13 protein-coding genes are annotated in these 14,128 nt (G+C 62.1%); 10 read left to right on the top strand and 3 right to left on the bottom strand.

What is annotated here, in order from left to right:
• Positions 1-139: 139 nt before the first annotated feature.
• Positions 140-718 carry an acyl carrier protein phosphodiesterase gene (locus LUU92_RS07165; RefSeq protein WP_071488881.1) on the top strand — a complete coding sequence of 193 codons (579 nt, stop codon included), beginning with the start codon at positions 140-142 and terminating at the stop codon, positions 716-718.
• A 118-nt stretch (positions 719-836) separates the two neighbouring features.
• Here LUU92_RS07165 and LUU92_RS07170 read toward each other — a convergent pair whose 3' ends face one another.
• Positions 837-1,628 carry a lysophospholipid acyltransferase family protein gene (locus tag LUU92_RS07170; RefSeq protein WP_071488882.1) on the bottom strand — a complete coding sequence of 264 codons (792 nt, stop codon included), beginning with the start codon at positions 1,626-1,628 and terminating at the stop codon, positions 837-839.
• Entirely contained in the window at positions 1,628-2,383 is a 756-nt protein-coding gene (gene olsB / locus LUU92_RS07175; RefSeq protein WP_003172415.1) for an L-ornithine N(alpha)-acyltransferase, read from the bottom strand. The genes LUU92_RS07170 and olsB overlap by 1 nt, the downstream gene beginning before the upstream one ends.
• Before the next feature lie 251 nt (positions 2,384-2,634).
• Between olsB and LUU92_RS07180 the strand changes: the two genes are divergently transcribed.
• The 9 genes from LUU92_RS07180 (at position 2,635) to LUU92_RS07220 (ending at position 11,574) form a co-directional block, all read left to right on the top strand.
• A complete protein-coding gene (locus LUU92_RS07180) occupies positions 2,635-3,450 on the top strand; it encodes a hypothetical protein (RefSeq protein WP_130898098.1) in 816 nt (271 codons plus the stop codon).
• Positions 3,451-3,471: 21 nt separating this feature from the next.
• Positions 3,472-4,545: a serine hydrolase domain-containing protein gene (locus tag LUU92_RS07185; protein WP_257103348.1), complete on the top strand. Its 1,074-nt coding sequence runs from the start codon at positions 3,472-3,474 to the stop codon at positions 4,543-4,545.
• Entirely contained in the window at positions 4,542-4,856 is a 315-nt protein-coding gene (locus tag LUU92_RS07190) for an amidase (protein WP_071488885.1), read from the top strand. The genes LUU92_RS07185 and LUU92_RS07190 overlap by 4 nt, the downstream gene beginning before the upstream one ends.
• 108 nt (positions 4,857-4,964) lie before the next feature.
• Complete coding sequence (locus LUU92_RS07195; protein ID WP_071488886.1) at positions 4,965-6,140, top strand: M20 aminoacylase family protein; 1,176 nt, start codon at positions 4,965-4,967, stop codon at positions 6,138-6,140.
• A 59-nt stretch (positions 6,141-6,199) separates the two neighbouring features.
• Positions 6,200-7,510, top strand: coding sequence for a citrate-proton symporter (locus LUU92_RS07200; RefSeq protein WP_222541151.1), 1,311 nt, complete (start codon positions 6,200-6,202; stop codon positions 7,508-7,510).
• Positions 7,507-8,949 carry an amidase gene (locus LUU92_RS07205; protein ID WP_257103349.1) on the top strand — a complete coding sequence of 481 codons (1,443 nt, stop codon included), beginning with the start codon at positions 7,507-7,509 and terminating at the stop codon, positions 8,947-8,949. Before LUU92_RS07200 ends, LUU92_RS07205 begins: the two co-directional genes overlap by 4 nt.
• A gap of 64 nt (positions 8,950-9,013) precedes the next feature.
• A complete protein-coding gene (locus LUU92_RS07210) occupies positions 9,014-9,772 on the top strand; it encodes an IclR family transcriptional regulator (protein WP_033902706.1) in 759 nt (252 codons plus the stop codon).
• A gap of 52 nt (positions 9,773-9,824) precedes the next feature.
• Positions 9,825-10,415 (top strand): YceI family protein, encoded by a 591-nt coding sequence (locus tag LUU92_RS07215; RefSeq protein WP_071488889.1) that lies wholly within the window; start codon positions 9,825-9,827, stop codon positions 10,413-10,415.
• Position 10,416: 1 nt separating this feature from the next.
• Positions 10,417-11,574, top strand: coding sequence for a phospholipase D-like domain-containing protein (locus LUU92_RS07220; protein ID WP_257103350.1), 1,158 nt, complete (start codon positions 10,417-10,419; stop codon positions 11,572-11,574).
• 113 nt (positions 11,575-11,687) lie between these two features.
• Here the strand turns inward: LUU92_RS07220 and bglX are convergent, their stop codons facing one another.
• Positions 11,688-13,979: a beta-glucosidase BglX gene (gene bglX / locus LUU92_RS07225; RefSeq protein ID WP_071488891.1), complete on the bottom strand. Its 2,292-nt coding sequence runs from the start codon at positions 13,977-13,979 to the stop codon at positions 11,688-11,690.
• Positions 13,980-14,128 lie beyond the last annotated feature (149 nt).

A 14,128-nucleotide genomic window follows, 5' to 3' on the forward strand; every position in this document is an offset into this window, starting at 1 on the left:
TCTTGCAGCGTTATATCGCGATGAGGCGAACTTTAAATCGGTCTATCCCGATATACCAATATGATTTTGGTCTGAGCCTAGGCTCATTCGGTATATCGGGTTATAACGATACGTTGAGGGCAGTGGTAGACTGCGCACCATGAATTATCTCGCACATCTGCACCTGGGCGGCCAACTTCCTGCGCAACTGCTGGGCAGCCTCTATGGCGATTTCGTCAAAGGTCGCCTGCAGGGCCAGTTCAGCCCGCAAATCGAATCGGCGATCCAGCTGCATCGTTCCATCGACCGCTTCACCGACAGCCACCCTCTGGTGGGGGAGGCGTTGTCACGCTTCAGCCTGACCCGCAGGCGTTATGCCGGGATCGTCCTCGATGTGTTTTTCGACCACTGCCTGGCGCGGGACTGGGCGCTGTATGCCGACCAGCCGCTGGAGCACTTCACCTCGCAGGTGTACCGCGTGCTGGCGGCCGAACCGCAATTGCCGGGGCGACTGGCGCAGATTGCGCCGTATATGGCGGCGGATGATTGGCTGGGTTCGTACCGAGAGTTTGCAGTGATGGAGCAGGTGTTGCGGGGGATTTCGCGGCGGCTGACACAACCCGAGGAACTGGGGCATGCCATGCACGAGTTGCGAGAGTTGTACGAGCCGCTGAGTGAAGATTTCCGACGGTTCTACCCCGAGCTGCAAGCATTCGCACAGATCCAACTGACAAGGTAAAGCTGAATGTGGGAGGGGGCTTACCCCGATAGCAATGGTTCAGTCAAAGCATGCAGTGACTGACACACCCCAATCGGGGGCAAGCCCCCTCCCACATTTGAACGGTGTTCACTTGAGTTCAGGCAGCGAATGCTGGTCGAGCATCCACATGTTCCGCTTCCGGCACCGGCCCGAACAACGCCTTCTGCACCGCCTGCTGCGCCTGATACGCCAGCGCCGCACGCTCCTGCCCGGCACAGGCAATCGGCGTGAGCACATGGATTTCCACATCGCCCTGGTCATTGGCAAACAAGCGCATCAAGTGCGAGAGCAAATCATCGTCGCCAATAAAGGGTGCCAGCGGGTCCACTTGCCCATCACGCAGGTAACGGATCGCCACGGGTTGCAGCGACACATCCGCATCGATCGCACTGGCCAGCAGGCGCCCGTGGAACGTACGCAGGCTGCGCCCGTCGGTGGTGGTGCCTTCCGGGAACATCAACAGCGGGTGCTGTTGTTCCAGGTGGCGGGTCATCTGCTTGCGGATCAACTGGCTGTCGCCCGAACCCCGGCGGATAAACAAGCTGCCAGCCTTGGCCGCCAACCAGCCCGCCACCGGCCAGGTGCGCACTTCGGCCTTGGACAGGAATGACATCGGCGCCACGGCACCGAGCAGCGGAATATCGGTCCAGGACACGTGATTGCTCACCCACAGCATCGGCTGCGTTGGCAATTCGCCGTGCACCGTCACGCGAAAGGGCAGGGCGTTGGTCAGGCGCGCCATGAAAAACCGCGACCAACGCTGGCGCCGCACCATCGAATTGGCGATCCCCAAACGCTCGAACACCCCAAACACACTGGCCATGCTCAAGCCCAGCGCCACCACCACCAGCACGCGGGCAATGCGCCCGTAAACCCGCAGGCGGCTCATCACATTGCAGCCTTGAAGTGGCGCGCGTAACGCGGGCACAGTTCATCGCGCTTGAGCAGGATGAACACATCGGCCACCTGGAAATCCTCATCCCAGCACGGCTCGCCGCAGATCTTCGCACCCAGGCGCATGTAGGCCTTGAGCAACGGCGGCATCTCCGCGATCACGTTGGAGGGCAAGTCCAGCGCCGGCAGCGGCTTTTTCGGTTCGGCGCGCAGGTGTTCGTTGCACAGGTAGCGCTCGCGCAGGCGCTGCATGATCGCGTGGGCCTGGATGCCGCCGTCGTGCATCGGAATGCTCGCGCAACCCATCAGGTAGCTGTAGCCGCCCTGGTTAAGCACCTCAGCCAACTCGCCCCACAACACCGCGATGGTGCCGCCGTTGCGGTAAGCCGGGTCGACGCAGGTGCGGCCGATCTCCAGGATCGGGCCTTGCAGGTGCAGCAGGCCATGCAGGCTGAATTCTTCTTCGCTGTAGAACCGGCCCAGGGTGCTGGCCGCCTGATGGTCCAGCAAACGGGTGGTGGCCACCAGTCGACCGCTGTTCAAGTCCCGCACACCGATGTGGCTGCAGTGAACATCATAGTCATCCATGTCCAGGCCCAGTTCCGCGCCTTTCAGCTTGGCGTTGAACTCGCCGCTGAACACGTTGAACCGCAGGGCCTGGGCTTCCTGCAACGCCTGCGCGCCAACCAGGCGTTCGGCTTGCAGACGGCGTTCATTGCCGGTGTCGCTGATGCGGGCGATCTGAGTCATGGCGAGTCTCCGAGTGCCGGCCACGATTTCGGCCGGTCGACTTTGTTGTCCAAACTCAGGCTATGTAGGCTCGGTGTCATCTCCATGAAGTTATGGTGACGCTTGGATGACAGCGCCTTGCAAGCCGCAGGGCAGAAGACTGCGGGAACCCAAGGAAGGGTATTGGCCACCCAGTTGCCGGGTTTGAAGGCAGTTGGGCCTTCATGCTGTCAGGAGCTTCAGAAAGGCTCCGCTTTTCAGAGCGCTGACCTATGCCAAATCCCGTTGCTATGCAGTTTTTCCCGCGTCCTGAGACGACACCATCGGCCTTCCCGCCGACTTTCTTTTCAGTCCCTGCGCCTCTGGAAGGGGGTACCGGTATACGGGGTGAAGATGGTCGTACCTATGGGGAAAAGATGAGTCAAAAGCCCAATGTTTCGGGAGAGAAACTATTTGACTACAAACCTGCGGCGTCCACCGGTGGAGGGAAAGTCGGAAATATCTGGGGCGATTTCAGTCAGTGGAACAAAGCAAATTGCTCGACTGTTGCGGCGATCAAGGCGGTGATGATGCAATTTGGCAAGCGTCCTACGGACGTATTCAAATCGGTGCGTGAAACGGCTGACGGCTACCATGTCACGCTCAGAAACGGGGAATCGACGTTCTTGACGAAGGACGAATTGAAACAGGCCGCAGCTGTTGCGCAGCTTAAAGGCGAAGATCCGATGACGGTGCTGTATGCCAATTTCATGTTCGCGGTCAGCGCCAAACGGTATCAGGAATCTGGCCCGGCGAGCTTCACCGAGGCGATGCACGTGCTGAATAGCGGCGGCCGCCTTGAATATGCATTCAGGCGGCTAGGTGTTTGGGACGAGGTGGAGGGTGTGCCGCCTGAGCAGTTGGCCCAGGGCCGGATGGGCGTCTATGAATCAAACGGCCACGCCGCTTTGGTGTTTAAGGGGCGAGAGGAACGTTGGGGCAAGCGGGGAGGGCCTTCACCAACAAAGGCTATTGAAGTGGCGTATGCCTTCAAGAACAGAGCGGTGTCTTCAAACGGTCATTGGCGTTGGCTAGCCTCCCGGGTTTGATCGTTCCTTGAGTCTGCGTCCATGGTCAGAGGCCTGTTGTGTGTTGCCCTGCTGTTTGTCACTGTTGCCGCCCATGCCGAAACCTGGCCTGACAAGGACTGGACCAAGGCCACGCCGCTCGAAGGCCCCGCTGTCGATGCCCTCGATGCCTACGCGTTCCCGCCGCGTGACGATGCCACCCGCAAAGGCATCCGCACCGATGCGCTGCTGGTGATCCGCGATGGTGTGATCCTCTATGAGCGCTACGCCGCGCCCACCACCGCCAGTACCCCGCACCTGACCTGGTCGGTCAGCAAAAGCCTGATGGCCACGGTGCTCGGCGTGGCCTACGGCGAGAACCGCTTCAAACTCTCCGATCCCGCGGCGCGCTTTTACCCGCCGATGAAACAACACCCCAAGGTGACCATGGCCGACCTGCTGCACTGGGCCTCGGGCCTGGACTGGCAGGAAGACTACGAGTACGCCCCGCTCAAATCCTCAGTGGTGGCGATGCTCTACACCCGTGGTCGCGGTGACATGGCCGACTTTGCCGCTGACACCGACGCGACGGCTGAGCCGGGCCAGGTGTTCCGTTATTCGAGCGGCGACACCAATATCCTGTCCGCCGCCCTCAAAGGCATGCTCGGTCACAAGGCCTATATGAGTTACCCGTGGGATGCGCTGTTCAAGCCGCTGGGTATTCACAACGCCACCTGGGAAACCGACGCCGACGAAACCTTCGTCGCCTCGTCCTACGCCTACCTCACCGCCCGCGACCTGGCACGGGTCGGCCTGCTGATGGCGCGAGACGGGCGTTGGGGCGATCAACAACTGCTGCCCAAAGACTGGGTCGCCTTCAATCGCCAGCCCTTCGACAAATACAAGTCCGGTCAGGACGAAGCCGTCCCCGGTGGTCATTGGTGGCTCAATAAAGGCGCATCAAGACCCTGGCCCGACGCCCCCGCCGACACCTTCGCCGCCCTCGGCCACTGGGGCCAGGCGTTATACGTGATGCCCGATGAACATTTAGTGATCGTGCGCTACGGCGATGACCGCGACGGCAGCTATCACCATAACGAACTGCTCAAGCGCGTGCTGGCGGCGGTGCAACCATGATCCGTCGTCGGCCGTTTACCTGCCTGTTGCTGTTGCTGTTGCTCGCGTTGCTGGGGTGGGGCTGGCACGAACGCGTCAACCTGCAAGCCTTCCCCGACATCATCGCGGCGTATACGGCCAAGGAATACTGTTCGTGCCGGTATGTGCAGAACAATCCGGCGGCGTATTGCCGCGGGTATGTGAAGCAGTACGTGCCGACCAGTGCGTTCAGCGATAACCCGGAGCGCAGTGAGGTAGCGGCGAGCGGGTTGGGGCGCACGCACACGGCGAGGTGGCTGGGCGACCGCCAGGGGTGTCGCCTGGAGCCCTGAGGTTCCACAGAGTGGAACCACCTTTGATTGTCCTCCTGCGCACTTCGCGGTTATCTGGCGATGTGCAGCAAACAAGAACGGGAACACCCGCCTGTGAGGAGAATCACCATGCGCCCACACCAGCACATCCTGGATTGGCTCAGCGACGTTGCCGGCGACTTGCGCGCCGTGCGCCACGACATTCACGCCCATCCTGAACTCGGTTTCGAAGAGAACCGCACCTCGGCCCTCGTGGCGCAGTCCCTGAGGGAATGGGGCTATGAGGTGCACACCGGCATCGGCAAGACCGGCGTGGTGGGCGTGCTGCGCAATGGCAGCAGCTCGCGCACCCTTGGCATTCGCGCTGACATGGATGCGTTGCCCATCATCGAAACTACCGGCGCGGCCTACACCAGCCAGCACGCCGGTTGCATGCACGCCTGCGGGCATGACGGCCACACCACCATGCTGCTTGGCGCCGCGCGTTACCTGGCGGCGACGCGGCAATTCGACGGCACGTTGAACCTGATTTTCCAGCCTGCCGAAGAGGGCCAGGGTGGTGCCGAAGCCATGTTGGCCGATGGTTTGCTGGAGCGCTTCCCCTGCGATGGATTGTTTGGCATGCACAACATGCCGGGGCTGCCGGCGGGGCATCTGGGGTTGCGCGTCGGGCCGATGATGGCGTCGCAGGACTTGCTCACGGTGACCCTCGAAGGCGTTGGCGGCCATGGCTCCATGCCACATCTGACGGTGGACCCGTTGGTAGCGGCGGCGAGCATGGTCATGGCGTTGCAGACGGTGGTGGCGCGCAATATCGACACTCAGGAAGCAGCCGTGGTCACGGTGGGCGCGCTGCAAGCGGGCCAGGCAGCCAATGTGATTCCCCAAGAGGCGCTGTTGCGTCTGAGCCTGCGCGCGCTCAACCCCAAGGTGCGCGAACAGATGCTGGAGCGCGTGCTCGCCATCATCCACACCCAGGCCGCCAGCTTTGGCTGCACGGCGCAGATCGAACACCGCCCGGCCTATCCGGTGTTGGTCAATCACGCCGAAGAAACCGAGTTCGCTCGCCAGGTCGGCGTCGCCTTGCTCGGCGCCGATGCGGTGGACGGCAACACCCGAACGCTGATGGGCAGCGAAGACTTCGCCTGGATGCTGCAACGCTGCCCCGGCAGCTATCTGTTCATCGGCAATGGCGTGTCGCGGCCGATGGTGCATAACCCCGCCTATGACTTCAACGACGACATCCTGCTGACGGGGGCCGCCTATTGGGGCGCGCTGGCCGAGAGCTGGCTCAAGCCTGCCTGACGACCTTCTTTTTCTGCCGCTGGACCCTTTCCCTCGATCGGTTGAATGGAGTGTTCCTCATGCAGACTGCAAAACCAGGTGTGTCCCGCACCCGCCAAGTGGTGGCGGCCGTAATCGGTAATGCGCTGGAATGGTATGACTTCATTGTCTACGGCTTTCTGGCGAGCATCATTGCCCGGCAGTTTTTTCCTTCGGATGACGAGTACGCGTCGCTGTTGATGGCCTTGGCTACTTTTGGCGTGGGCTTTTTCATGCGCCCGGTGGGGGGCATCCTGCTGGGGATCTATTCCGACCGCAAAGGCCGCAAGGCCGCGATGCAGTTGATTATCCGGCTGATGACCGTGTCCATCGCATTGATCGCGTTCGCGCCCAACTACGCCGCCATCGGCATGGGCGCGCCGTTGTTGATCGTGGTGGCGCGCATGCTTCAAGGGTTTGCCACCGGCGGTGAATACGCGAGCGCAACAGCGTTTCTGGTGGAAAGCGCTCCGGCCCATCGCAAGGGCTTATATGGCTCCTGGCAATTGGTGGGGCAATGCCTGGCCGTGTTCGGCGGCGCAGCGATGGTGGCGGCGGTCACGCATTTCTTTTCGCCGCAAACCCTCGACCTGTGGGGGTGGCGCTTGCCCTTCGTGTTCGGTTTGCTGATTGGCCCGGTGGGCCTGTGGATTCGTCGGCACATGGAAGATCCAGAGGCGTTCATCGAGGCACGCAAACAGGCGAGCGGCCCGGCGCCGAGCCTGGTGCAGGTGGTGCGCGAGCACAGACGCAGCATCCTCGTCTCCATGGGCCTGGCCTGTGGTGCGACGGTGTCGTTCTATGTGGTGCTGGTGAACATGCCGACCTTCGCCCACAAAAGCCTTGGTCTGCCACTGGACCAGGTATTGATGGTGCAGATGTTTGCGGTGGCGCTGATGACCGTGGTGATTCCACTGTCCGGGCTGCTCTCGGATCGCCTGGGGCGGCGGCCGGTGTTGATGGCATTCACCCTCGCATTCTTCGTCATGGTTTATCCGCTGTACGTGTGGGTCGCCGCCGCACCGTCCATCGAGCGGCTGCTGGCGATGCAGGTGCTGCTGTGCACAGCCATCGGTGGTTTTTTCGGGCCGGCACCGACGGCATTGGCCGAACAGTTTCCCATCGAAGTTCGCTCGACCGGTGTATCGGTCGCCTATAACGTGGCGGTCATGGTGTTCGGCGGTTTCGCACCGTTGATCGTCACGTGGCTGACCAAAGTGCTGGGCACGCCCGTCGCGCCCTCCTTCTATGTCTTGTTCGCTTGCGTGCTGACACTGCTGGGCACTTACTGCATGCATGAGGCACCGCGGGCCAAGCGACCGCTGCCGTTTTCCAAAGAGGTGAAGCCTTGAGTATTGTTGATTGGGATGCCACCGAACTGTCGCGGGCAATCCACGCGCGACAAGTGTCGTGCGTAGAGGTGATGCAGGCCTATCTGGCGCAGATTCAGCGCTTCAATCCGAGGGTGAATACGCTGGTGTCGCTGCGCGATGCCGATGACGTGTTGGCCGAGGCGCGGGAACGTGATCGCGAGTTGGACCAGGGCCAGTCACGTGGCTGGATGCACGGCATGCCCCAGGCGATCAAGGATCTGGCGGCTACCAAAGGCTTGCGTACGACGCTGGGTTCGCCCTTGTTCGCCGAGCACGTGCCCACTGAAGACGCCATCAGCGTGGCTCGGGTGCGGGCCAGTGGCGCGATCCTCGTCGGCAAGAGCAACGTGCCGGAGTTCGGCCTGGGTTCGCAGACCTACAACACGCTGTTCGGCACCACTGTCAATGCCTACGACCCCAGCCTGGTAGCCGGCGGTAGCAGCGGCGGGGCGGCCGTGGCCCTGGCGCTGCGCATGCTGCCGGTGGCCGATGGCAGCGACATGATGGGCTCGCTGCGCAACCCGGCGGCGTTCAACAATGTGTTTGGCTTGCGTCCGTCACAAGGCCGCGTACCTCACGGGCCTATGCCTGAAGTGTTCGTGCAACAGTTGGGCACCGAAGGCCCGATGGGCCGCAGCGTGACGGATGTAGCGCGGTTGCTGGGTATCCAGGCGGGTTATGACCCTCGGGTGCCATTGTCGTCCAAGGACGATCCGACGGTGTTCGGCCAACCTTTGCAGCGTGATTTCAAGGGCGCACGCCTGGGTTGGCTGGGGGATTACAACGGCTACCTGCCGATTGACGACGGTGTGCTGAGCCTGTGCGAATCAGCCCTCGATGATTTCATCGCGTTGGGGTGCACAGTGGAAAGCTGTCAGCCGGACTTTTCCATGGCGCGGCTGTGGCGCAGTTGGTTGGTGCATCGCCACTGGCTGGTGCACGGCAACCTCGGCGCGGCCTACGCCAACCCTCAGAAACGTGCGCTGCTCAAGCCCGAAGCGCAATGGGAAGTCGAGGGCGGCCTGAATCTGACGGCCCAGCAGGTGTACCAGGCGTCGGTCGACCGCAGCGTGTGGTATCGCGCCCTCGCCAAACTGTTCGAGCAGTACGATTTCCTGCTGTTACCGACTGCCCAAGTGTTCCCTTTCGAGGCACAACAACCCTGGCCGCGCCACGTTGGCGGGCGTGAGATGGACACCTATCACCGCTGGATGGAAGTGGTAATCGGCCCGACCCTGGCGGGGCTGCCGAGCATGAGCGTCCCGGTGGGCTTCAACCCCCAGGGCCTGCCCATGGGCCTGCAGATCATCGGCCCGGCCCAGGCGGATCGGGCGGTGTTGCAATTGGCCTATGCTCATGAACAGCTGACGCAATGGGTGCAGCGTCGACCGCCGACGTGCCTTGAACCGACGGGTTGAGCCACGACCGGGCCTGTATCTTGCTGTGAACAATGATCATCCATCGGCAACAGGGAGATCGAACATGGAGACAGGCACCGTACGCTCGGTCGAGCGCGCACTGGCAATCGTCGAGTTGCTGGGCGAGCACCAGGCCCTGGGGCTGGAGGAGTTGCATTACCTCACACGTCTGCCCAAGGCCACAGTGTCGCGCATGTTGCTGACGTTGCAGGAGCAGGGTTGGGTCTATCGCGGCTTGAGCGATCGTCGTTACCGCCTGCGTGCCCAACGTTTGTTCGGCGACACCCAGCAACGCTTCAAGCGCCAGGTGGTGGAAAGCGCAGCGCCTTGGCTGCTGGAGCTCAGTGAGCGCACCGGGTTGGTGGTGGATTTGTCCTGTTTTGATGGCGAGCGCCTGGAGGTCATGGAAAGCGCGATTCCCAGTGTGTTGCGCAAGCTCTACCCGAACAATTGCCAGATCGTCGGCCAGCACGCCAGCCTGTTTCATTCAGCGATGGGCAAGGCCTGCCTGACCCAATTGCCGGCCGAAGAGGTTCAACGTTTGGCGGGCCGCGACCAGGTGGCGGCGGACGAGCAGTACCAGGCCTGCGAACAAACCCAGCATCAGGGCTTCGGCCAGCGCACCGAGGGGTATTGGGAGTATCCGGTGCGCCTGCCGTTTCTGATTCGCGCCGTGGCCTTGCCAGTGCGCGCCAATGGTCGCTTGGTTGGGAGCATGGCGCTGCATTGGCCGATGCATCAGGCGCCGGTTGAGCGGGTGTTGAACCTGCACCTGGCCAGCCTGGAAGAGACGGTGCGCGAAGTGCAGCGCGCATTGGCGTAACCCTCGCGATCCGGTTAAGGTTCGTCCAGGTTTTTCGCCCCACGAGTCTGCAATGTTCAACGCTTCTGTGATCAAACCCCTGGCTTTCGCCCTGTTGGCCGCCGCTGCCGTGCCTGCCCATGCCGACTGGTACCTGGATAACGAGTCCTCGCGGCTGTCGTTCGTCACCACCAAGAACACCGAAATCGCCGAAGTGCATCGCTTCCTGGTGTTGCATGGCAAGGTCGACAGCAAGGGCGCGGCGCAGCTTGAGGTGGAGCTGGAGTCCGTCAACAGCGGCATCCCGCTGCGCGACGAGCGCATGCGCAATCAGCTGTTCGAGATCAAGACGTTCCCCGAGGCGCTGATCAACGCGCAAATCAACCTGCAACCCATCAACGACCTGGCCCCCGGCGCGCAGCTTGAATTGCGCCTGCCGTTATCCGTGACGCTGCACGGCAAGACCCAGACCTACAGCGCCGAGCTGCTGGCCACGCGCCTGGATGACCGGCGTTTCCAGGTGGTCACCCTGGAGCCGCTGGTGGTGCATGCCGAGGACTTCGACCTGGCGCCGGGTGTGGCCGCACTGCGCAAGGCGGCGGGGCTCAAGTCGATCAGTCTGTCGGTGCCGGTGGGTGCGGTGCTGATCTTTACGGCGCGCTGACGTGAGTGGCGCGGTGTTCCCGTGGCGCAGCGCCAACCGTTTCGAGTTGTTGATCGACGGGCCGAGTTTTTTCCCGCAGATGCTGGTGGGTATCGCCCGCGCCGAGCGGCAAGTCGAGCTGGAGTTGTACCTGGTGGAAGCCGGCGCCTGCGCCGAAGCCATGGTGCAGGCGCTGGTGCTGGCCGCCGAACGCGGTGTGCAGGTGCGCTGCCTGTTCGATGATTACGGCAGCCTGGCGTTTACCCTCGGGCTGCGCAGGCGCTTGACCGATGCCGGTGTGGAACTGCGCTTCTACAATCGCCTGCGCTGGCGCCGCTGGATGCGCAACCTGTACCGCGACCATCGCAAACTGCTGTTGATCGACCAGGACATCGCCTTTGTCGGCGGCACCGGCGTGACCGATGAATTCTGGACGCCGGGCAACGACAGTGCCGACTGGCACGAAGTGATGGTGCAAATCAGCGGCCCCCTGGTGCTCGACTGGCAAGCCCTGTTCGACCGCCAATGGCACGCCAACAACGCGCGCCGCGCCTGGAAACCCGCCACCCATTTCGGCTTGCCACGCTTGCCCAGGATGCCCGCCACCGGACCGGGTCTGGGGCGTGTTGCCTATGCCGATGCCCGCCAACACCGGGACATTTTGCAATCGTTGATCCGTGCCTTGAACAGCAGCAAGACGCGTATCTGGTTGGCGACTCCGTACTTCCTGCCGACCTGGGGCGTGCGTCGTGCTCTGCGCCGGGCGGCGGGGCGGGGTGTGAAAGTGCGTTTGCTGCTCACCGGCCCGCGTACCGATCACCCGTCCGTGCGCTATGCCGGGCATCGTTACTACCCACGTTTACTGCGTTCGGGCGTGCAGATTTTTGAGTATCAGCCGTGTTTCCTGCACCTGAAGATGGTGCTGGTGGATGACTGGGTCAGTGTGGGCTCGTGCAACTTCGACCACTGGAACCTGCGCTTCAACCTGGATGCCAACCTGGAGGCGTTGGACCCTGAATTGACGCGGGCGGTGGCGGGCAGTTTCGAGCGGGATTTTGCCCAGAGCCAGGCGGTGAGCCTGGAGGCGTGGAAGTCGCGGCCGTTGTGGCGGCGGGTGAAGCAGCGGGTGTGGGGGTGGATTGATCGGTTGGTGGTGAACCTTCTGGATAGACGCGGCTAGCCAGTTCACTGGGAGGCAAATGTGGGAGGGGGCTCGCCCCCGATTGCAGGGTGTCAGTCACTGAAAATATTGACTGAACCACCGCTATCGGGGGCAAGCCCCCTCCCACATGTTTACAGCAGTTCGAAGGTTTGCTGTTGTACGTCCTGGGAATCCAACCCGATCTGCACATTGAACTCGCCTGGCTCGGCCGCGTACTTGAGCTGGGTGTTGTAGAACTTCAAGTCTTCCTCGGTGATGGTGAAGTGCAAGGTGCGCTCTTCGCCCGCCTTGAGCATGACCTTCTGGAAGTTCTTCAGCTCCTTGATCGGGCGGATCATCGAACCGGCCACGTCCTGGATATACAGCTGCACCACGGTTTCGCCATCGACCTTGCCGGTGTTCTTCACCGTCACGCTGGCGTCGAGCTTGCCGGTCTTGTTCAGGGTGGTGGACGACAGCGCCATGTCCGACAGGCCGAATGTGGTGTAGCTCAAGCCATACCCAAACGGGAACAGCGGCCCGGTGGTGTCATCGAAGTACTGCGAAGTGTAGTTGCCCGGTTTGCCTGGGGTGAATGGTCGGCCGATGGTTAGGTGGTTGTAGTAGGTCGGAATCTGCCCCACCGAACGCGGGAAGGTGATCGGCAGCTTGCCCGACGGGTTGTAGTCGCCGAACAGCACGTCGGCGATGGCGTTGCCGCCTTCGGTGCCGGCGAACCAGGTTTCCAGGATGGCGTCGGCCTGTTGGTTCTCTTCCAGAATCGACAGCGGGCGACCGTTCATCAGCACCAGGACCAGCGGCTTGCCGGTGGCTTTGAGGGCTTTGATCAGGTCGCGCTGGCTTTGCGGGATGTTCAGGTCGGTGCGGCTGGAGGATTCGTGGGACATGCCACGGGACTCGCCCACGGCGGCCACCACCACATCGGCATCCTTGGCAGCCTTGACCGCTTCGTCAATCATCACTTGGGCTGGTCGGGTGTCATCGACCACTTCCGGCGCATCGAAGTTGAGGAAGTTCAGGTAGTCGACCACTGCCTTGTCGTTGGTGATGTTGGCGCCACGGGCATAGATGATCTTGCCTTTTTCGCCGATCACCGCGTTCATGCCGTCGAGCAGGGTCACCGATTGCTCGGGTTTGCCGGCGGCGGCCCAGCTGCCCATCATGTCGATCGGCGCCTTGGCCAACGGACCGACCAGGGCGATGGTCGCGGATTTTTTCAGCGGCAGGGTGTTGTCCCGGTTTTTCAGCAACACCAGGCTACGGCGCGCGATGTCGCGGGCCTCGCTGCGGTGCAGGCGGCTTTCGGCGTAGGTGTCGGCCGGGTCATCCTCGGCCTTGCCGATGCGCAGGTACGGGTCCTTGAACAGGCCCATGTCGTACTTGGCGCCGAGCACTTCGCGCACGGCGTTGTCGATGTCACTTTGTTCGATCTCGCCGGACTTGAGCAGGCCGGGCAGTTCCTTGCCGTACAGCGTGTCGTTCATGCTCATGTCGATGCCGGCCTTGATCGCCAGTTTCGCGGCTTCACGCCCATCCTTGGCCACGCCGTGCTTGATCAGTTCGAAGATCGCGCCATGGTCGCTCACGGCCAGGCCCTTGAAGCCCCAGTCCTTGCGCAGCAGGTCGTTCATCAGCCAGGTATTGGCGGTGGCGGGCACGCCGTTGATCGAGTTCAGCGCGACCATTACGCCGCCGGAACCGGCCTTGATCGCCGCGTGGTACGGCGGCAGGTAGTCCTGGTACATCTTGACCGGGCTCATGTCGACCACGTTGTAGTCGCGGCCGCCTTCCACTGCGCCATACAGGGCGAAGTGTTTGACGCTGGCCATGATGCTGTCGGCATTCGCGGGGCTGACGCCCTGAAAGGCCTTGACCATCACTTCGGCAATGCGCGAGACCAGGTAGGTGTCTTCACCGAAACCTTCGGAGGTACGCCCCCAGCGCGGGTCGCGGGAGATGTCGACCATCGGCGCGAAGGTGATGTCGAGGCTGTCGGCGGCGGCTTCCTGGGCAGCGATGCGCCCGGAGCGGCCGATGGCGTCCATGTCCCAGCTGGAGGCCAGGGCCAGGCTGATCGGGAAGATGGTGCGGTGGCCGTGGATCACGTCGTAGGCGAAAAACATCGGGATCTTCAAGCGGCTGCGCATGGCCGCGTCCTGCATTGGACGGTTTTCCGGGCGAGTGATGGAGTTGAACGTGCCACCGATGCGGCCGGCGGCGATTTCCTTGCGGATCAGCTCGCGGGGCATTTCGGGGCCGATGCTGATCAGGCGCAATTGGCCGATCTTTTCATCGAGGGTCATCTGCTTGAGCAGGTCGCTGACGAAGGCGTCCTTGTCCTTGAGCGCAGCAGGCTTTGTTTCTGCCCAGGCGGGGTGGGTGGCCAGCGTGGCAACAAGGCCGAGCAAACACAGCTTCTTCATGAATATCCTTTTTCGGCTCACTGCACAGCGAAAATGCGCTGTTCTGCCAAAATGTGGTGAACGTAATGTTGTTGTTCGAGTGTTATACCGACAAATGCCGCACACTTCGGAACTCTTATTAGCGGTGGGCATCTTTTTAGCTGATTGAT

The sequence above is a fragment of the Pseudomonas extremorientalis genome, from assembly GCF_024584605.1.
In the GTDB taxonomy this organism is placed as follows: domain Bacteria; phylum Pseudomonadota; class Gammaproteobacteria; order Pseudomonadales; family Pseudomonadaceae; genus Aquipseudomonas; species Aquipseudomonas extremorientalis.